19 protein-coding genes are annotated in these 18,301 nt (G+C 62.4%); 7 read left to right on the forward strand and 12 right to left on the reverse strand.

Features of this window, described 5'->3' with window-relative positions; all coding sequences use genetic code 11:
- Nucleotides 1–30: 30 nt before the first annotated feature.
- The 6 genes from HY896_06910 to tadA are packed head-to-tail and all read right to left on the reverse strand — an operon-like array spanning nt 31 to nt 7,775.
- Complete coding sequence (locus HY896_06910) at nt 31–606, reverse strand: hypothetical protein (GenBank protein MBI5576080.1); 576 nt, start codon at nt 604–606, stop codon at nt 31–33.
- Nucleotides 596–2,680, reverse strand: coding sequence for a LysM peptidoglycan-binding domain-containing protein (locus HY896_06915; GenBank protein MBI5576081.1), 2,085 nt, complete (start codon nt 2,678–2,680; stop codon nt 596–598). Before HY896_06915 ends, HY896_06910 begins: the two co-directional genes overlap by 11 nt.
- Nucleotides 2,653–3,450: a hypothetical protein gene (locus HY896_06920; protein MBI5576082.1), complete on the reverse strand. Its 798-nt coding sequence runs from the start codon at nt 3,448–3,450 to the stop codon at nt 2,653–2,655. Before HY896_06920 ends, HY896_06915 begins: the two co-directional genes overlap by 28 nt.
- 21 nt (nt 3,451–3,471) lie before the next feature.
- Nucleotides 3,472–5,265: a long-chain fatty acid--CoA ligase gene (locus tag HY896_06925; protein MBI5576083.1), complete on the reverse strand. Its 1,794-nt coding sequence runs from the start codon at nt 5,263–5,265 to the stop codon at nt 3,472–3,474.
- A gap of 25 nt (nt 5,266–5,290) precedes the next feature.
- Nucleotides 5,291–6,085: a hypothetical protein gene (locus HY896_06930; GenBank protein MBI5576084.1), complete on the reverse strand. Its 795-nt coding sequence runs from the start codon at nt 6,083–6,085 to the stop codon at nt 5,291–5,293.
- Nucleotides 6,086–6,104: 19 nt separating this feature from the next.
- Nucleotides 6,105–7,775 (reverse strand): Flp pilus assembly complex ATPase component TadA, encoded by a 1,671-nt coding sequence (tadA, locus tag HY896_06935; GenBank protein MBI5576085.1) that lies wholly within the window; start codon nt 7,773–7,775, stop codon nt 6,105–6,107.
- Nucleotides 7,776–7,855: 80 nt separating this feature from the next.
- Between tadA and HY896_06940 the strand changes: the two genes are divergently transcribed.
- The 5 genes from HY896_06940 to HY896_06960 all read left to right on the forward strand — a co-directional run bounded on the left by HY896_06940 (nt 7,856) and on the right by HY896_06960 (nt 12,163).
- On the forward strand, nt 7,856–8,815 hold the full coding sequence (locus tag HY896_06940; protein ID MBI5576086.1) for a hypothetical protein: 960 nt from the start codon (nt 7,856–7,858) through the stop codon (nt 8,813–8,815).
- A gap of 74 nt (nt 8,816–8,889) precedes the next feature.
- Nucleotides 8,890–9,495, forward strand: a complete 606-nt coding sequence (locus tag HY896_06945; GenBank protein MBI5576087.1) for a nitroreductase family protein — start codon at nt 8,890–8,892, stop codon at nt 9,493–9,495.
- 15 nt (nt 9,496–9,510) lie between these two features.
- Nucleotides 9,511–10,461 (forward strand): histone deacetylase, encoded by a 951-nt coding sequence (locus HY896_06950; GenBank protein MBI5576088.1) that lies wholly within the window; start codon nt 9,511–9,513, stop codon nt 10,459–10,461.
- A 24-nt stretch (nt 10,462–10,485) separates the two neighbouring features.
- Nucleotides 10,486–11,145, forward strand: coding sequence for a CBS domain-containing protein (locus tag HY896_06955; protein MBI5576089.1), 660 nt, complete (start codon nt 10,486–10,488; stop codon nt 11,143–11,145).
- 16 nt (nt 11,146–11,161) lie between these two features.
- Nucleotides 11,162–12,163 carry a zinc-dependent alcohol dehydrogenase family protein gene (locus HY896_06960; GenBank protein MBI5576090.1) on the forward strand — a complete coding sequence of 334 codons (1,002 nt, stop codon included), beginning with the start codon at nt 11,162–11,164 and terminating at the stop codon, nt 12,161–12,163.
- Nucleotides 12,164–12,177: 14 nt separating this feature from the next.
- Here the strand turns inward: HY896_06960 and HY896_06965 are convergent, their stop codons facing one another.
- The 4 genes from HY896_06965 to HY896_06980 are packed head-to-tail and all read right to left on the reverse strand — an operon-like array spanning nt 12,178 to nt 15,320.
- Entirely contained in the window at nt 12,178–12,603 is a 426-nt protein-coding gene (locus tag HY896_06965; GenBank protein ID MBI5576091.1) for a type II toxin-antitoxin system VapC family toxin, read from the reverse strand.
- A complete protein-coding gene (locus HY896_06970; protein MBI5576092.1) occupies nt 12,600–12,860 on the reverse strand; it encodes a type II toxin-antitoxin system prevent-host-death family antitoxin in 261 nt (86 codons plus the stop codon). Before HY896_06970 ends, HY896_06965 begins: the two co-directional genes overlap by 4 nt.
- A gap of 46 nt (nt 12,861–12,906) precedes the next feature.
- Nucleotides 12,907–14,295: an FAD-dependent oxidoreductase gene (locus HY896_06975; GenBank protein ID MBI5576093.1), complete on the reverse strand. Its 1,389-nt coding sequence runs from the start codon at nt 14,293–14,295 to the stop codon at nt 12,907–12,909.
- Complete coding sequence (locus tag HY896_06980) at nt 14,292–15,320, reverse strand: hypothetical protein (GenBank protein MBI5576094.1); 1,029 nt, start codon at nt 15,318–15,320, stop codon at nt 14,292–14,294. The genes HY896_06975 and HY896_06980 overlap by 4 nt, the downstream gene beginning before the upstream one ends.
- Nucleotides 15,321–15,499: 179 nt before the next feature.
- Here HY896_06980 and HY896_06985 point away from each other — a divergent pair, with 179 nt between their 5' ends.
- On the forward strand, nt 15,500–16,201 hold the full coding sequence (locus HY896_06985; protein ID MBI5576095.1) for a metal-dependent hydrolase: 702 nt from the start codon (nt 15,500–15,502) through the stop codon (nt 16,199–16,201).
- Nucleotides 16,202–16,228: 27 nt separating this feature from the next.
- On the opposite strand, the gene HY896_06990 is transcribed toward HY896_06985, so the two are convergent.
- On the reverse strand, nt 16,229–17,164 hold the full coding sequence (locus tag HY896_06990; protein ID MBI5576096.1) for a hypothetical protein: 936 nt from the start codon (nt 17,162–17,164) through the stop codon (nt 16,229–16,231).
- Nucleotides 17,161–17,721 carry a D-sedoheptulose 7-phosphate isomerase gene (locus tag HY896_06995; protein ID MBI5576097.1) on the reverse strand — a complete coding sequence of 187 codons (561 nt, stop codon included), beginning with the start codon at nt 17,719–17,721 and terminating at the stop codon, nt 17,161–17,163. The genes HY896_06990 and HY896_06995 overlap by 4 nt, the downstream gene beginning before the upstream one ends.
- Nucleotides 17,722–17,878: 157 nt before the next feature.
- Between HY896_06995 and HY896_07000 the strand changes: the two genes are divergently transcribed.
- Entirely contained in the window at nt 17,879–18,277 is a 399-nt protein-coding gene (locus HY896_07000) for a CoA-binding protein (GenBank protein MBI5576098.1), read from the forward strand.
- Nucleotides 18,278–18,301: the final 24 nt, after the last annotated feature.

The following is an 18,301-nucleotide window of genomic DNA, read 5'->3' on the forward strand; positions in this document are numbered from 1 at the left end:
TCCTCCTCTGCCGTTCCCCGCCGGGAACGCTCAAGTGAAATATTGCCGGACCAGGTCGAAGGCCTGCGTCAGGTCGGCGCCCGAAACCAGGAAGAACAGCGCCTTTTCCCTTTCCCATATCACGAAGGAATTTCCGTCCTTTTCCCAGGACAGGAAAGACGCCCCGGAAAACATGGTCGAAGGCGCGACGGCTCCCCCGAATGCGTCCGGCCGCTGGATCATAAGCAGGCAAGGCTCTTCCGCGAACGTGAAATGCACGGCCGCGGCCGTCTGCGTTCCGATTTTCTCACGGTTCGCGCCCCTGTAAACGATCAGCTTTTCGTTCCGGGGCAGCGCCACGTCGACTCCGATCCATTCCCGGACCCTCTCCTCGAGTTCAGCCGGGTCGCGTTGCGCCGAGTTCGCCATATCCTTCTTTCCCGCGGCGAAAATGCGCAGCGCCTCCCTGCTCATCGCCTCCATCTTCCTTCCGGCCGATTCCCGCGTGATGTGATATCCCACGACGGCCACCGTCAGCGTAAGGAATACGAGGACGACCGTCAGCCGGGGGCGGAAGCTGACCAGGCCGAAAAGGGATGTTTTTTCGGATCCGGCGTCACCACTCAACGAGTTCGACCCCCAGGTCGCGCATCAGCGCTCGCGTGGCGGAATGGGACCTCCCGCCGAACAGCAGCGCCTCCTTCGTTTTTTTCCCTTCCGGCCGCTCCTTCGACGCGACGAACGTGCCGGTGGCGCGCACGGAATATCCTTCCGTTTCTCCGCCGGCGACGACGAAATCCCGCCGAGGCTGCGATGCTATTCCCGCTTCCTTCATCACGCGCTGGAAGATCGTTTTCCCGGTATCATCCTTGAGCACGGGGAATATACGATACCCCGAATCCCGAAGGAGCGACTTGAGCGCCGGCGCCATTCTGCCTGTGTCCGCGATGTGCCGTTTCCCTCCCGCATCGAACAGCCGCTCAGGCTGGACGATCAACTGGAACGATTCCCCTTTGCCGCCGATCTTCAGACGTTCCCCGTCCTTCCTGGGTACGCCCAGAAAATCGAGGGCGAAATCGAGTGCCGCAAGCCCTCCGGCCGGAACCGACAGCCGTTGCGGAGGATCGGCCGGTTCCCCCGGATCGCGGATGCCGACGATGAATCCTTCGAGGGCGCTCCGATCGATGGCCAGTGGCAGGACCCGGATCCCGACCCGTTCCGCATACCTGAGGACGGCGGCAAGGTTTCCCGACGGTTTTTCCGGAACCTCCTTGATCAGGACGACCTCGCCCGACAGAAGGCTCTCCGGTGTCCGGAGCACTACCCAACGAGCCGGAAGCATGACCGATACGCCCTCTCCGATTACCAGCGGGCGCGCCAGTCCCTCCTTGACCGAGTGATAGCCGGACGCCTGAAGGAGACGCCGGATGATTTCCCAGGCGTCACCGGCGCCTTCCATCGAGACCACCCGGTAGTTCTTCCACGTCTCGGCGATGAGAACCTGGATGTTATGCGGCAGCGTTCCGCGGAAATCCATCAGCACCTGTGTTCCGTTCGAGAAGCGGGCCACGGGGAAATCCTCAAGGTTCAGTACCACCTCTCCGCCCGACGGAACCGGCAGGTAGAGCGTCCCCCGATCGGCCCAATTCTCCCCCAACCCGGCCAGGAGATCGGCCAGCAGCCCCCGGTACGGGGGCTTCGGTGGAACGAGCGGCGGCTCCTCTTTTTTCGCAGGCTCCGGTTTCGCCGCTTGCGGTTTGGCTTCGACGACGGGCGCGGCAACCGACGCAGGAGCCGGGGATGTGCGAATCTGCGCCTCCGGCTTGGCGGGCTCGTCGACAGCCTTTACCTGTTCCGGCGGGACTTCCCTGGTAAGGGCCGGCTGCGGCTCATCGGGAGCCGGTTTCGCGGACGGCGTCTCCGCCTGCCGGGCGGGCGCTTTCGCCTCTCCGGCCGGTTCCGCAGCCGCGATCGCAGTTTCCTTCGGTGCTTCCTTCACGACTTCTTCAGCCGGTTCCTTGGAGGCTTCCTTCGGAGCTTCCTTCGGAGCTTCCTTCGGTGGTTCCTTCGGAAGTTCCACGGCCGCCGTCACGGGCGGAACGGACGGGACCGCATCCTTCCGCACGGCTTCGACCGTCTCCTTCGGGGCGCCGAAATATTCCGCCGTCGGGATCAGGATCGTGCTTCCCATGATGATGCGGTTCACATCGCGGATCGATTCGTTCAGTTTCTTCACTGCATCGAGGTATCTCGTGTAATCCCGGCGCGCCACGCCCTTCTCCGACAGGATCCGCGTGAGCGTGTCCCCGCGCGCAACGCGGTGCTTCGCCACCTTCCCCTCGGCAACCCCGGAATCGGGCGGCGGCGGGACCGCCGACGGCACCAGGATCTTCCGGCCTTTCCGCAGCTTCCCGGGGTCGGTCACGCCGGGATTGGCCCGGCGAAACTCCTTCATCAATCTTCCGTATTCCGCCGGCGGGAGAATGCCCTTGCTGTTGAGTATCTTCCACAGGCTCTCCCCCTGCGCTACGGTGTGGACCTCGTAGAAACTTTTCTTCCCCCCGGAAGTGTCGGCGAAGATCCTCTTCTCCAGGAAGATCTTCGGGCGTTCCTCCTCCTCCGCGCGCACCGCTCCCGCGGCAATCAGGAAGGCGGCCGCAAGCGCCGCCGCTTTCAGTATCCTTCGCCCGTGAAAGTGCATATCCCTCCGTCGATTCCCACCGTTTTGTACATCTTGGGGCTCTCCCACGGCTCGTCGAGTATGCCGTCGTGGATCGCCCAGCTCCTTCCCCGCACGGTCTTCCAGTGCTCCGGCTTCCGGAATGGGGTGCTTCCGTCGAGCCGCGCGTGAAGGACGCCGCCGGGACGGAACTCCCTGTCGATATATTCCATCTTCTCCCTTCCCTGGACGTATTGGAAGCCGCCTCTTTCGTACAGGATGGCGCTGTTGTAGCTCAGCGGCTCGAGGAAGTAGAACCGGTGCCCGATCCGGCCGAAGAAATCGTCCCAGCAGGCGATCAGGTCCCGCATGGCCCGAAGGCCTTTGCGGACCTGGGCCGGCGCCAGACCCGCTTCCAACGCGCGTATTTCCTCGTAAATGTTCCGGCGCGCCGTTCCGAAGTACGTGTCCTGGCCGTACTCGTCGACGTCGATATCGTACCGTTCGCTGTCCGGGTCGTTCACTATGATGAACGATATTTCCATCTGACCGTACGGCGACGTGGATATGTCGAGGAAGTAGGCGGCGTCCCTGTCCGCGGGATCGCGCCGCAGGTCGATCTGGAAGAACGGCATCCCTTCGGGGCATGCGAATTTTACGCACCGGATCCCCGCCGTATTGAGGAACGAACCGGAGTCGATCGAGAAAATCTCGAGGAAACGGGAAGGAATCAGGACGGAAAGGAGCCGCTCGCGCTCCTTTTCCGGCATCTTGTTGATTTCGTAAGCTGAAACGGGCAAGGCGCTCGTCAACCCTCAGTTCCCGAATGAGGGTCAATCCTTTTCGTAGAGGGCATCGAGCAGCGTCCCGTACTTCTGGATGACCACCTTGCGCTTCACCTTCAACGTAGGCGTCAGCTCCCCCGTTTCCTGGGAAAAATCGGTCCCCAGGAGCACGAATTTCTTGATCCGCTCGAAGGACGCCAGCGACCTGTTAATCTCCTCCACCCGCGCGCTCATCATCGCTATGACGCGGCTGTCCGACGCGAGTTTCGCCGGGTCCTTCTCCGCGATGCCGTTCTCGCCCGCCCATTTTACGATCTCATCGGGCGCCAGCGTCAGGAGGGCCGTGAGGAACTTCCTGCGGTCTCCGTAGACGAACGACTGGCTGACGAATTTATCGGTCTTCAGCAGGTTCTCGATATTCTGCGGGGCGACGTTCTTTCCGCCGGACGTGACGATGATGTCCTTTTTCCTGTCCGTTATCCTCAGGAATCCGTCCCCCTCGATCACTCCGATGTCTCCGGAGTGGAACCATCCTTCCGCGTCGATAGCTTCCCGGGTCGCCGCCGGATCGTGGAAATATTCCTTGAACACGTGCGGCCCACGTATGAGTATCTCCCCGTCGGCGGCGATCCTGACCTCGGTGCCGGGAATCGGCTTGCCGACGGTCCCGAACTTGAATTTCTCCACCTGGTTGCACGATACCACGGAGGGGGTTTCGGTAAGGCCGTACCCTTCGAGAATCAGAATCCCCATTGCGTGGAAGAATTCGGCTATTTCCCTGGCGAGGGGAGCACCCCCGGACACGAAGAAACGAAGCCTGCCTCCCAGCCGCTCCCGTATCTTCCCGAACACAAGCCGGTCCGCCAGCGAGAACTTGAGCCCCAGCAATCCCCCGACGCTCTCGCGGCGCTGCTTCCGCGCCGAGACCTCGCGCCCCACGGAGAGCGCCCAGAGGAATATCTTTTTCTTGAGCCCTCCTTCCTGGTGCACCTTCCCGAGGACAGCCGCGTAGAACTTCTCGTAGAGCCGCGGGACGCTTATCATCATGTGCGGACGGACCGCGGGCAGGTCCTCGGCGACCGTCTGGAGGCCCCGGGCGAAGGCCGTGACCGCCATCGCGTCGAAGGAAAGGAAATGCTCGAACCGCCCCAGCACGTGCGCAAGCGGCAGGAACTGGAGCATGACCGACCCCCGCGGAACGTCGATGACCGAAAGGACGGAGGTGCAGTCGAAAGCCACGTTGCTGTGGCGGATCACGGCGCCCTTCGGTGGTCCCGTGGTTCCCGAAGTGTAGATGATGGTAAGGTCGTCCTCCGGCCGGATCTCCGCCGTCCTGGCCTCGAGCGCTCCGGGGTGCGCGGCGTCGTAAGCTGCCCCCTTCGCGCGAAGCTCCGCGAGACCCATCGTCCCTTCCCTGCCCTCCGCGCCGTCCGCGAAAAGGATCAGGGAAGACAGATCCGGAAGCCGTTTCCGGGCGCCGGACACCTTGTTCCACTGGGACTCGTCCTCGACGAACACGGCCCGCGCCCCCGAGTGCGCAAGGATGTACTCCACCTGGTCGGGAAGATTCGACGGATAGATCGGAACGGTGACTATCCCGCACAGGATCGCCGCGAAGTCCGAGAGCACCCACTCCACGCGCGTGGAGGACAGGATCGCCACGCGCTCCCCCCGGGCAAGCCCCATGCTCATCAGGCCGGATGCCATCTCACGGACGGCGGATCCTGCCTCCCTGAAGGTCATCGGCTCCCACTTCCCGTCCCTCGGGACGATGTATCGCGTGTCGCCGCCGCCCTCCGCGACGCGGTTCAGGAACATGCCGGCAAGCGTCGTCTCTTTCATCATCCCTCCGTTCGTAATACGCGGATTACAGGTATTCCACAGCCAGCGTAACCGTATTGCTTCGCCTCCCCCCCGAGTCCATGACCCAGCCCGTGTAGACCACGCGCCGTTTCGCGCCCGTGAGGGGAACATCCTCGATCAGCGTGTAGACGGAATCGTTCGCCTGCCGGTCCCCGTGCGTGCCGTCGTCGTACAGGATATTCGTGCCGAACGTTATGTCCCCCGTATCCACGTCCTTGGCATAGTAGTAGAAGTACACCATGCTCCCGAGGTAGGACTTGCCCGCGGGAATGCGGAACTCGACGGACTTGATTTCCAGCCGGCCCTTCTCCCCTTTCGCAAGCCTGGTCGGATACCAGTTAACCTGGGCCAGGATGTCGGAATCAACGTGGCAGTTCAGGCAAAGCTGCCGCCCGGAGATCCTCCGCTTCCGATGCACCCCCTCCTTCTCCATGACATCATGGCAAGTGACGCAGGTGATACGCCGGTTCCTGTCCAGCGGCAGGTCCTCCGTTATTTTCATGTCGGGGGCCAGCGCGATCTTCACCGGATGCATGTGCCGGTACCCTTCATGGCAGGAGGAGCAGAGCGTCACGACGTCCCCGCCGAACTTCAGCTCCGGGGCGCGGCGCGGCCCTTCGGCCTGCGGGCGCTTCGCGATGTGGCACACGATGCAGGACTTCTCGTCTCTCCGCCCATGGGGGCTCTCTTTCCCCGAAACTCCCGGTTCCGCGGACTCCACGCAAACCGCCGCCATCGCCGACGCAATCGTCCATGCCAGAACCGAGGCCGCCCTTTTGCCCCATTTCCGAGTCGTCATCGGATCGCTCCCTTGCGCGCTAACGGAAAAACGGAAGGACCTCGTCGTAGGTGACCATACCCCGCAGCAGAAGGTCCTCCACTGTGCGGATCGCCGAGTAGAAATCCTCTTCCAGCAGCCGGCCAAGCTTCTCTTCGAGCCAGACGTCCGAGGACACGATGTTTTCAACCCCCGGAGTGAAAGGAAGCAGCTCGACGAGAGCCATTTTCCCGGAGTACCCCTTGCCCTTGCAGCGCTCGCATCCCGCGGGCACGTAGAACGAAGAATCCTCGATGATCCTTTCCAGCTGCGTGCGGTACCTTTCTCCCACCATCCTGAGGGAAGGCTTGGCGGGCACGGGACGGCGGCACTCCTGGCAAAGCAGGTTGACCAGGCGCTGGTGCATCACTAGCCTTACGACGCGCGCCAGGATGAACGGGTCCACGTCCAGCGAAAGCAGGGTCCGGAGCGTGCGGTCGAAGTTGAAACGCCGGACGCCGCACAGAACCGTGATACCGCCCTGCGCAAGGTGAATGAGGTCGGAGAACTCGCCAGGATCGGAGACGTGCTCGATCATGAGAACATCCGGCTCCAGCGACTCGGCGAGGCGGGGCCATTTCCCTTCGAACTGCTGCTCCGCATACCGTCGCTCGAGCTGGATGTACCCCTCGTTCCGCAGCTGGAACTGCTCCTCCACGGTCACCACTCGGGTCCCCGTGCGGTAGATATCCCTGAGCAGCGTGAAAAGCGTGGTGGCGACACCCTCGGGGCCGGGGGAGGACACAAGGAAGAAGCCGCTCCCCTTGGAGAGGACCTTCCGCGTGATGTCGACCTGCTCCTGGTTCAGTCCCACCGAATCCAGCGTGATGCCCGATTTCCTGTCCGGCAGGATCTTTATGATCGCCTCGACCCCGGACAGCCCCTGCACGAAACTGAGGCGGAAGGAAACGACTCCGGAGGCCGATTCCAGCTGGAAGATCTTTCCGGACATCCTCTCGGGTCCCTTCCCGGCTTCAGCCAGGTCGAGGAACGCGTCGATGAGGATTCGACGGAACTTCAACGGGAAGGAAAGAAGAAGAACGGATCCCGATTCCCCCTTCCCCTTCAGAAGGACTTTCTCCCCCGCCGGAAACATGCGGACGTTTTCAAGCTTCGTGGAAGCGGCGTAGATCAGCGCCTTTTCGGCCAACCGCCGCACCCCTCCCTGCGAGATCCATTTTTCCGCCTCCCGGCTGCCGATCAGTCCTCCGGAAAGGTCGGCCGGGGCAAGCTGGAAAAGGTCGGGATAGAAGCGGGAGAGTATCGACGCCAGGATACGGTGCGGGCATACCGCGATGCGGACGGAAAGGCCGGTCATGGCCTCTACGGAGGAGAAAGCCTCATGGCAGAACGGGTCGGAAACGGCAAGCGTCAGCCGGTCGTTCTCCAGGGCGATCGGAGCCACCAGGTGCTCCCTGGCGATGGCTTCCGGAATGACGTCGCAAAGAGACATGGGAACGGACTCGGGGTCTATCTCGATAAAGGGGATTCCCAGGGCCTCCGCAAGGATCCAGCCTTTCGCGTCGGAATGCAGGATGTTTTCGAGGAGAGCGGCTTCGGCGAGAGTGGTTCCCCTGCTCGCGGCGCGTGATTTCAGGGTCTGGATTTCATCGGGCGGGATGAATCCGAGTTCCATCAACTTGTCCAGGAGATCCGTCTGGAAGCCGCCCACGCCGCGTGTTCCTTTCCTTTTGTTTTTAAAATCTTTTGTTTTCAACTTTATTAAAAAGGGGGAGGAAAGTAAAATGATTCGTGTTTTTCGATACGATGGGGACATTCATGGGGGGAACCGTGAGAGGAAACCGGTTGCGGGCGACGGCCCTGCTGTTTCCGCTGCTCCTTGCCGCAGGCGGCTGCATGGTCACAAGTTCCAGGTACGAAATGAAGACTCGGGAAGCCGACACCCTGCGCGACGCTCTCGCGGCCGCGAACAAGGAAAAAACGGTTCTCGATGCAAGGGCCGAGGCGCTCCAGGCGCAGCTCGCCGCGGAAAAGGAAGAGGCCGCGTCTCTCTCTTCCCGGGTACGCACCCGGGAAGAGGAAGCCCGCAAGCTGAACGAAGAGCTTGCATCCGCCCGCAAGAACTACGAGGGGACCCGCATCACGCGGGAGCAGTTCATCTCGGAGCTGCTCGAGAAGGAGAAAGCGACCGGCAAGCGCATCCAGGAGATGAACGCTAAAACGCAATCGTGCGAGCAGGCGCTGGAGGCCCTGAAAAAAGAGAGCGCCGCACGGAATGCCGAGCTGGCGGAACTTCGCAAAAAAACTGAAAAACCTCAGGAAGAGGAAGCGATCCGGCGGGAGCGCGATATTCTTCTCGGACGCGTCGAGCGCCTGACTGAGGAACGCAAGATAGAGGAAAAACGGCGTGAAACCCGGTTCGCGGCCCTGAAGGAATCGATCGAAAAGATTTCTCCCGGGGTCAAGGTCACTCCCCTCGGCCCCTCGCTGGACATTTACCTTCCGGTAAACGTTTTGTTTTCAAAGGGGAAAGCGGGTTTGTCCGACGGGTGCAGGAAGGTCCTCGCCGAAGCGGGGAAGGCGGCAGCCGAATTCGCCGGCTCGTCCTTCCTTGTTTCAACCGGAGCGAAAAAAACCGGGGAAGATATCCGGGCCGCCCTCGAGGGCACGGCGAAAATTACTGCGGATCGAATTCTCCTGAAACTCATCGAAAAGGAAAAAGGGGCGGAACTGCTGCTCCTGGTACCGTAAACGCCTGCCGAAGGCAAGCGCCGCCGGGATTTAAGGCAATATCTACGGAATCGTATCGAAGGGGAGGTGCGGGGATGGACGTCTTCGAGGCGATGAAGGGACGGCAGAGCGTCCGGAAGTACCGAAAGGATCCGGTCCCACGTGAATCGATCCTTAAAATGGTGGAAGCCGCAACGTGGGCTCCATCGGCGGGCAACGCCCAGAACGTCCGGTTCCTCGTCGTCGAGGACAAGGAAATGCTCACCAAAATGAAGGGCATCGTGGACATGGTTGTGTCTCGGACCACGGGAAAAGTGATCCCCGCGGACAAGATAAACAACTACAACCTGTTTTGGGGCGCGCCTGCGGCCGTGTGCGTCGTCGGGGCGCCGTACGAATCCGCCACCGACAAACTCCTCCGTGAAAAAGAGCCGAAGCGGCACCAGGTTCGCCGGTTCCAGGTCAACGCGGGGCTTCAGAGCGTTTCGGCGTACGTGACGCAGTTCATCCTTGCTGCCTACGCACTTGGATACGGCACTTGCTGGATGACCGGCCCGCTGATCGCGAAGCCGGAACTTGAATCCGCGCTTTCGATTCGGTTCCCGGAGGAGCTTCTCACGGTCATCGCCTTGGGCAAGCCGGACACCCTCCCCGCGAAACCGCCCCGAAAGCCGGCCGCGGAGATCACGACGTTTAGATAGACCGGCGGAGAACCGATGAACCGCGTCGGCTTCGTCTACCACAGCGATTATCTGCTTCACGCGGCCCCGTTCGATCATCCGGAGTCTCCCTCCCGCCTGCTCGCGATCGTCGAGCACTTGTCGTCCAACGGGATCGCGGACAGGATGATTCCGATCGAGCCCGTTTACCCGGGCGAATCCGACATCCTGCGCGTCCACGATCCGGAATACCTGCGGAAGCTCGAAGCCGCCTGCCGCCGCGGCGACACGACGCTTGACGCGGAGGACACATACCTCTGCCGGAACTCTTACACGATCGCACTCCTGTCGGCGGGGGGTGCTATAGCGGGAGCGGAGGCCGTCGCAACCGGCATGGTGCGGCGCGCCTTCTGCGCAGTGCGGCCGCCCGGGCACCATGCCGACCGCCACACGGGAATGGGTTTCTGCCTGCTGAACAACGTGGCGGTCGCCGCGCGCTACCTCCAGGCGAAGCACGGCATCTCGCGGGTCTTCATCGTCGACTGGGACGTGCATCATGGGAACGGAACGCAGTCGATCTTCCTCGAAGATCCGTCCGTCTTCTTCTTCAGCATCCACGAGCACCCCTCATTCCTTTACCCCGGAACCGGCCGCAGGTGGGAGACAGGCAAGGGGGCGGGAGAAGGAACCACCATAAACGCGCCTATGTCCCCGGGAACGGGAGACGAGGAGTACCGGCTCGCGTTCGAACAGATGCTTCAGCCCGCCGTGGAGCGTTTCCGCCCGGAGATCATCATGATCTCGGCCGGATTCGACGCCCACCGGGAAGATCCGCTCGCGGATATCGAGGTCACGACCGAGGGATACCGCTTCATGACGCGGTTCGTGTGCGAGCTGGCGGAACGTCACTGCGGAGGGAAGGTCGTATCCGTCCTCGAGGGGGGATACGAAATTCCGTCCCTCGTGGCCTCCGTGGCAATCCATGTACAGGAACTCCTCGGAACGTAGCCCCGGGGAGAGAGGGAGCCTGCCATGTTCGTCGTACGCAGAATGAAAAAGCACGTAGTCACGATATCCCCGGCCGCTTCCCTGTACGAGGCGAGGGAAATCATGCGCGGGAACAACATCCACCAGCTCCCGGTAGCCGGGGAGAACGGGAAGCTCGTCGGCATTCTCTCCAATCGTGACATCCGCGAGGCGACGCTTCCCGTGGGCATCCTGCGGGGGGCGACGGAAGAAGAGGCCGTGGAACTCCTGAAAAAAACGGCGGTGGAGAAGGTGATGACCCGGAAGGTCACGGTGGCCACGCTCACCGACACATTGGAGGACGCCATCGTTCTGCTTCACGATTTCAGGATCAATGCGCTTCCGGTGGTCGACGACAAGGGCAGGGTGGCCGGAATCATCACGCGGACGGACGTGCTCAAGGCGTTCATCGAGGCATTGGGGGTCGGAGAGATAAGCTCGCGCCTCGAAGTGGTCGTCCCGGACCGGCCGGGGGGGCTGGCGAAGATCGTTTCGATCATCAAGGGCTTCAACGTCAATATCACGAGCATCCTGACGACGGGTCACGCCGAGGCGGGGAAGCGGACCATCTTCTTCCGCGTCGCGACGATCAACGTCCTCCCGCTGAAGCAGACCATACAGGAAGCGGGATTCGAGATACTCGATCCGTCCCTCTATCACGTTTGACGGCGGCGCTCTCCGCATGAAAGCGATGGTGCTGAAAAAGACCGGTCCTATCGAGGGGTCGCCGCTCGCCCGGGAAGACGCGCCCGTCCCTTCGCCCGGGCCGGGAGAGATCCTGGTGAAGGTGTCCGCATGCGGGATCTGCCGGACCGACCTGCACGTGATCGAGGGGGACCTTCCCTCCGTCCGCACCCCGCTCATTCCGGGGCACCAGGTCGTCGGGAGGGTGGAAATGCCGGGCGAAGGCTCGGGGCGCTTCCCCAAGGGGACCCGCGTGGGGATCGCATGGCTGCGCCACACTTGCGGAGAATGCGCTTTCTGCCGTTCGGGGAAGGAGAACCTGTGCGAGGCGCCCCTCTTCACGGGATACCACAGGGACGGCGGATACGCCGAATACGCGGTGGTCCCGGAAAGCTACGCTTACGCCCTCCCTTACGCGTTTTCGGACGCGGAAGCCGCCCCGCTGCTCTGCGCCGGGATCATCGGGTACCGCGCGCTCACGCGCGCCGAGCTTCCGCGTGGCGGAAGGCTCGCCATCTACGGCTTCGGCTCCTCCGCGCACATCGTCATCCAGCTTGCCCTGCACCGAGGCTGCGAGGTTTTCGTCTGCACGCGCGGGACGACCCATCGGGAGCATGCGTTGACACTTGGGGCCGCATGGGCCGGCGAGAATCCGTCGGAGATGCCCGTCGCAGCCGATTCAGCGATAATATTCGCACCCGCGGGCGAACTGATCCCGCAGGCGCTGCGGGCGCTCAAAAAAGGCGGCACCCTCTCTCTGGCGGGAATCCACATGAGCGACGTTCCGACGATGCGTTACGAGGAGTGCCTTTTCTACGAGAAGAACGTACGGAGCGTCACCGCCAACACCCGGCGGGACGGCGAAGAACTATTGCGTGAGGCCGCCGAAATCCCCATCCGTCCGAAGGTCACGCTATTCCCGTTGGAAGACGCCAACCGCGCCCTGCAAATGCTGAAAGCTGACGAACTCCAGGGCACGGGGGTGCTGATCGTCGGGTGAGCGTTGCCGGGCGCTCAGACAGGAACAAGTACGGAAATTTTCTCGCCTGCAGCGGCCCGGTTCAAAACGGAATCGAACGATGAAAACCATACATCCGGTCCGGAAGGAACGGATGCAAGCACGAGGGCTGCCGAAAGGTGTATTGCATCGAATCCACGCAGCCCGTGCTTTGCGGCAAGCCTGCCTGCGTCGATCTCCCTGAAATCCACGATTGCCAGACGATCCCAATCCCGCCTGAAGTATTTCATTGCGGATCCATATATATTCTTCATCATGTCACCCGCGCGCATGCGCCGGTTGAAAGCCGATACGGCTTCAGGATATGCGACGCGGCAAGTGGCGACGATTTCCGCCTCATCAGCCCATCGGCGGACATCGTCCGAATGAAGTTCCTCGATGTAAAGTTTCACGAGCGCGCTTGTATCGAGGTAGAGGATCACCGGCGGCTTTCCAGAACCGTTTGCGCCAGGGACTTTCCCCGGATACGAAGGCCACTGACTCCCGCCGGTTTTCCCTTTGGCATCCTGGCCTCACCTGTCTCCGAAAGATGTTTCAAGGCCCGCCGCTCTTTCGTTATCGGGACAATGAGGGCAATCTCCTTGCCACGCGCTGTTACCACGATTTCCTCACCCCTGCCCGCTTTCCCCACATAGTTGCTCAGCTTTGCCTTCAACTCCTTGATACCGACAGTTAACATGGCCACCTCGCCAACCCAGGGTGGTTACATAATATCACAATAGTGGTTACTTGATTCCCTCTTTCCGCAAAATCCCCTCGGCGGCGAGCATGCCGTTCAGGGCGGCGCCCACGATGCCGCGCGATTTGCCCACACCGTCCCCCGCGACGAAAAGATTGGGCACCTCGGTCTCGAGGTTCCGGTCGGTGGGATACTTCGTGTCGTAGAACTTGATCTCGGGGACGTAGACGGTCGTCGACGGGTGCGCAACCCCCGGGATGACGCGAGAGAGGAGGAGCAGGCTCTCGCGCAGATTGTCCACGATCCTCCCCGGGTAGGCGTACGAGATGTCCCCGGGCGTGACCCCGGGGCCGGGCGGAAGCGTAGGTATCATCTTGTCGTATCCGAGTGAACCCGAGAAGAACGTCTCCCTTTTCGACCGGCGGCCTTCCGTCAGGTCACCCCACCGCTGCACGATGAGGCTGTCCCCGCCTCCCCAGAAATTTGCGAACTCCATCACCTTGCGCCCCATCTCCGTGGTGTCCTGGAGCGGTTCCGTCATGAAGACCGTGTTGAGGATCGCGAAGTTGGTGCAGGGGGTCTTCATTCTCTTCAGCGCATCGCCGTTTACCAGCCGGAAGCCGTTACGGAGTTCCACGCGGACCCTGCCTCCGGGGTTCGTGCAGAATGTGCGGGTCCGGTCCCCGTGGGTGGGGGTGACGAAGAGGAACTTGGGATCGTAGAGGACCTGCGTTATCTCGTCGTATACCGGCAGCGCGACTTCGACCCGGCAGCCGATGTCGATGGCCCCCCAGCGTGTCCGCACGCCCATGGAGCGGGCCACCTCGCGGAACCAGTGCGCTCCGTCGCGCCCAGGGGCCGAAACCACGTACCTCGACTCGAAATCTCCTTTGGAGCTTGTGACGACGAACGGACCTCCGCCGTCCCGCAGCCGTATTCCATCCACCTTCGCCCCGAGGAGGAACCCGGCGCCTTTTTTCGCGATGGACTCGGTCAGGCGTGCGACGACGTGATGCGCGAGGTCTGTCCCCATGTGACGCTGCCTCGCGGGGAGAAGCGTGATGTCCCAGTCCCCCCTGAAAGTGCGGCGCCTTACCCAGGAGACACGGTCCATCCAAAGGGCGATCCGCTCCCGGTCGACGCCGTAGAGCGTTCGGTCCGCGCCGTGCTCGAGGAACGTCTCGTCGATTTTCGCGATCCGGCTCTCGGCCTCCGCCTCCGTCAGTTGAAGCTCGTCGAGGTCGAGCCCGATCCGGGGGGACAGATTCAGCTTCCCGTCGGTCATCGCTCCGGCCCCGCCCGTGCGGTGCTTTTCGTCGATGACGAGGACTGAGAGATGCCCGGACAGCGCGCGGGCGGCGAACAACCCGGCGGGCCCCGCACCGACGACGATCACATCATGCACTTTCGGGCCCGCTTCCAGCGCTGTGTTCATCCGACCTCCAGGCGGGGTCCCTTCGAAAGGCGGAAGGGCAGCACCTCGAATCCTTCCTCCTTGAGTATCCCCTCCACCCGCATCCGTTCCTCCGGCCCGCGCAGCAGGCCGAACAACATTCCGCCTCCGCCGGCTCCGCATAACTTGGCGCCGGCTACGCGCATCCGGAACTCCCGCGACGCGAACAGCCGCTCCACCTTCGGCGGCGAAATCCCTGCGGCAAGCGTCTTGCGGATCTTCCACTCCTGCGCCACCGCCCTGCCGATCCCGTCGGCTTTCCCGCTGCGGACGGCGTCCCAGGCGTCCCGCGAGGCCGATGCGATCCCGCGGAACTTCCTCAATATCTCTTCGTTTCCGTCGATCGCGCCGCGGATCATCCTCCAGTTGACGTTCCCGGAACGGTGCGAAATGCCGGTCCCGGCGAGGATCCCGTGCGCCGCAAGCTTCTTCCCTGCCTCGCCGCCTCCCGATATCCTCTCCGCCTCGAGCTTCCCCGGCATGTAGCGGATCCCCTGGATACCTCCTCGCAGCGCAGCCACGTGGTCCTGGCACCCGGTAAGGCAGCGCAGGTATCCCGCCTCGATTTCCATCGCCTTACGCGCCGTTTCCTCCCAGCCCCGGCTTTTTCCCAGGTACGCGTCCATCGCCAGCATCAAGGCCACCAGCAGCGCGGACGATGCGCCGATGCCGGAACCCAGCGGGGCTTCGTTACGGACCCGGATCGAGATTCCCGCGACCGGAGGGAAGAACCTCATGACCGAAGCGACAAGCCCCAGTTTCCCCCCCGTGGGGAAGCCGTGCGTGTCCCTCGCCTCCGCATCCATCGAAAAATTCTCCGATCGCAACCGCGCGGGCCCGCGCCCGGAGAAGATCTCCGCTTCGCTGTGCACGCCGATCGCGGCGTTGACGGTCATCGAACCCGGAACGAGCAGATAAAGGGGATAGATATCGAGCGTCCCCCCCGCAAGGTCCACCCTGTTCGGGACGATGGCGCGGATACGGGACGGCTTTTCGGAATTTCTCATCGCGCGCGGCAACGGCTCCTTGACTTAGTGCTGCATTTCAACTCCCGATTGCGGCCGGGCCTCCTCCCCGTGTTTGTATCACGGGAATGCCGGACTCCGAAAGGCGCGATTTCCTTCTTGATGACCGCCCTGCAACCTCGTATATAGAAAATATACCCGGTCGAAAGGAGGATCGTCACATGGCGTCCGTGAAGATTCGATGGTTAGGGCACTCCGGTTTCTCCATCCAGGATCCGTCCGGCAAGACCGTGCTCATCGATGCCTGGTTCAAAGGGAACCCCAAAGCGCCCGGCGGTCCGGAAAGCATAGCGAAAGCGGACTTCCTTCTCCTCACCCACGATCATTCCGACCACGCGGGCGACGCCGTCACGCTGGCCAAACGGACGGGTGCGATGGTGGTCGGGATCTACGAACTGACGGGGGATCTGAAGGCCAGGGGGGTCCCCGAATCGCAGCTTCTGCACGGAGGGGGCGGAATGAACGTCGGAGGCACGGTGATACTCGACGGCTTCTCCTTCACGATGACCGAGGCCCGTCATTCCTGCACACTCGGGGCGCCGGTGGGATACGTGATCCGCACTCCTTCGGGCGCAACGGTTTACCATTCGGGGGATACGGGGATCTTCGCGGGCATGTCGCTTATCGGCGAACTGTATCCGATCGACGTGGCGCTGCTCCCGATCGGGTCGGTGTTCACGATGGATTACAGGCAAGCCGCGAAGGCGGCTGCGCTGCTCCGGGCGAAGACGGTCGTCCCGATGCACTTCGGGACGTTCCCGATCCTCGAGCCCAACGCGGACCGGTTCGTCGCGGAGATGAAGAAGACCGCACCGGGAACACGGGTGGTCGTGCTCGAGCCCGGCGAAGAGACGTCTCTCTAACCCGACCGATCGCCCGGGACCGGACGATCACCACAACTTCTCGGCCACGGCGGCCATGAAGAGCGGGAAAAGTATTTCGTGGGGCCCGATCAGGTGATATCCCTTCCCTCCTGCCCGGGTCGGCCTGGTCACCACGTTGACGTCCGGCCGGTAGTGGCGCTGGAAATCCATGTTCACCGTGGTTATCCGGGACAGGGGCCTGCCGAGATTCCTCGCCACCGACACCGCCTTCAGGAAGACTTCGGGCAGTACCACGGCCGATCCGACGTTCAGGTAGACCCCGCCTTCCAGGCGCGCCACCATCTCGCAAAACCGGCGGAAGTCCTTCTGTGAGGCCTCCCCCATCGCCGCGCCGTCCGCTTCCGGGTGCATGTGGATTATGTCGGAGCCGATGCAGACATGTACGGTGGCAGGCACATCCTTCTTCCATGCCGCCGCAAGCAGGCTTCTGTCACGATACCGCGCCCGGGAGCCGGCGATGGCCTTTCCGACCGCCGCGCCGAACCCGAGGCCCTCCGGCACGCCTGAAGCAAGGGCGGAGTGGATGAACTGCGCCGTCTCCCTGGCCATCCCGAAGGAGCCGTCGGAAAGGCTGTCCTGCACGTCCTCCGACGTCTTTCCGGCCAGCGCCAGCTCCGTGTCGTGGATCACGCCCGCGCCGTTCATCGAAACGCAGTCGAACAGCCCTTTCGAAATCCCCTGTAGAAGCAGCGGGGAAAGCCCCACCTTGATGAAGTGCGCCCCGATCCCGAGGAGCACGGGAGCCCCTCGCTTCTTCGCCGCAGCCACGGCCGCGACCGCCGCGCGGAAGTCCTTCGCCGACAGGTAATCGGGAAGCCCGTTCAGGAACGCGGAAAACGACATGCCCTTCCGTACGGGATCGCAGAAACCCTTGAAGGTGACCTTGCTTTTTCTGGAGAAAAGCGACGTCCGGCGAAGCCGGGACGGGTCGATCTCCTTCATCGCTTTCCGACCTGCCGGAACAGGAAGGTGTCCGTCAGATCGCACAGTATGTGCCCGATGGCGATGTGGGCCTCCTGGATCCGCGGGGTGCTCTTCGAAGGGACGGCAAGGGCGATGTCGGCGATCGAGGCCATCTTCCCCCCCTCGGCCGTGAGCGCGATCGTGACCATTCCCAGTTTCTTGGCGACCCGGAACCCCTTGAGGACGTTCGCGGAATTCCCGCTTGTGGAGATTCCTATGGCTATGTCCCCCTTCTTGCCGAGGGCTTTTATCTGCTTGCTGAAAATCTCGTCGAACGCATAATCGTTCGAGATGCTGGTGAGTATCGAGGTGTCGGTGGTAAGCGCGATGGCCGGGAGCGGGGGGCGCTCGATAAGGAAACGGTTCATGAATTCCGCCGCGATGTGCTGGGAGTCCGCGGCGCTGCCGCCGTTGCCGAACAGGAGGATTTTCCGGCCCGCCTTGAACGCGTGGGCGATCGCCTGCGCGGCGTCGTGGATTTCGCGGGCCATCGTCTCCGCCATCTGGAGGCGCAGGTCCGCACCTTCCTTCAGCATTTTCACGATCGTTTCCTGCAAGGAATTCCCTCCGGAAAGGTTGGCGATAGGGAATCATGATCGCTTTTCCCCACCGCCAATGTCAAGGAGGCGTCGCCTTTCCTTTAACGGAAAACCGGTGTAGCATGTTTCGCATCTTAACGATGGTGATTCGCGAGTGGAACGGGCGATCGACAGGATTCTCAAGGAAACGCGCACCGTTGCCGTTGTGGGAATCTCCGACAAACCGGAGCGGCCAAGCAACGCCGTGGCGCGGTATCTGAAGGAGAGGGGATTCCAGGTAATTCCCGTGAACCCCATGCTCACCGAGGCACTGGGGGAGAAGGCGTATCCCTCCCTGACGCAGGTTCCCGGGAAAATCGACCTCGTGGACGTGTTCAGGAAATCCGAAGAAGTGCCGGCGATCGCGGAAGAGGCGATCCGGATCGGCGCACGGTTTTTCTGGATGCAGGAAGGGGTCGTGAGCGAGGCGGCGCGCGATCTCCTGGATCGGGCGGGAATTCCGGTGGTGATGGATCTTTGCGTCAAAAAGGAGCTCGCGAAGCGGGGCATGTGAGCGCAGCGAGAATAACTGGAGGAA

Source organism: Deltaproteobacteria bacterium, from assembly GCA_016218975.1.
Taxonomy (GTDB): Bacteria; Desulfobacterota; Deferrimicrobia; order Deferrimicrobiales; family Deferrimicrobiaceae; genus JAENIX01.

Coding starts and splice junctions, on each gene's coding strand:
- HY896_06915 (MBI5576081.1), bottom strand. CDS start 2,680: ATGCACTTTCACGGGCGAAGGATACTGAAAGCGGCGGCGCTTGCGGCC.
- HY896_06925 (MBI5576083.1), bottom strand. CDS start 5,265: ATGAAAGAGACGACGCTTGCCGGCATGTTCCTGAACCGCGTCGCGGAG.
- HY896_06930 (MBI5576084.1), bottom strand. CDS start 6,085: ATGACGACTCGGAAATGGGGCAAAAGGGCGGCCTCGGTTCTGGCATGG.
- HY896_06945 (MBI5576087.1), top strand. CDS start 8,890: ATGGACGTCTTCGAGGCGATGAAGGGACGGCAGAGCGTCCGGAAGTAC.
- HY896_06950 (MBI5576088.1), top strand. CDS start 9,511: ATGAACCGCGTCGGCTTCGTCTACCACAGCGATTATCTGCTTCACGCG.
- HY896_06955 (MBI5576089.1), top strand. CDS start 10,486: ATGTTCGTCGTACGCAGAATGAAAAAGCACGTAGTCACGATATCCCCG.
- HY896_06960 (MBI5576090.1), top strand. CDS start 11,162: ATGAAAGCGATGGTGCTGAAAAAGACCGGTCCTATCGAGGGGTCGCCG.
- HY896_06970 (MBI5576092.1), bottom strand. CDS start 12,860: ATGTTAACTGTCGGTATCAAGGAGTTGAAGGCAAAGCTGAGCAACTAT.
- HY896_06975 (MBI5576093.1), bottom strand. CDS start 14,295: ATGAACACAGCGCTGGAAGCGGGCCCGAAAGTGCATGATGTGATCGTC.
- HY896_06980 (MBI5576094.1), bottom strand. CDS start 15,320: ATGAGAAATTCCGAAAAGCCGTCCCGTATCCGCGCCATCGTCCCGAAC.
- HY896_06985 (MBI5576095.1), top strand. CDS start 15,500: ATGGCGTCCGTGAAGATTCGATGGTTAGGGCACTCCGGTTTCTCCATC.
- HY896_06990 (MBI5576096.1), bottom strand. CDS start 17,164: ATGAAGGAGATCGACCCGTCCCGGCTTCGCCGGACGTCGCTTTTCTCC.
- HY896_06995 (MBI5576097.1), bottom strand. CDS start 17,721: ATGCTGAAGGAAGGTGCGGACCTGCGCCTCCAGATGGCGGAGACGATG.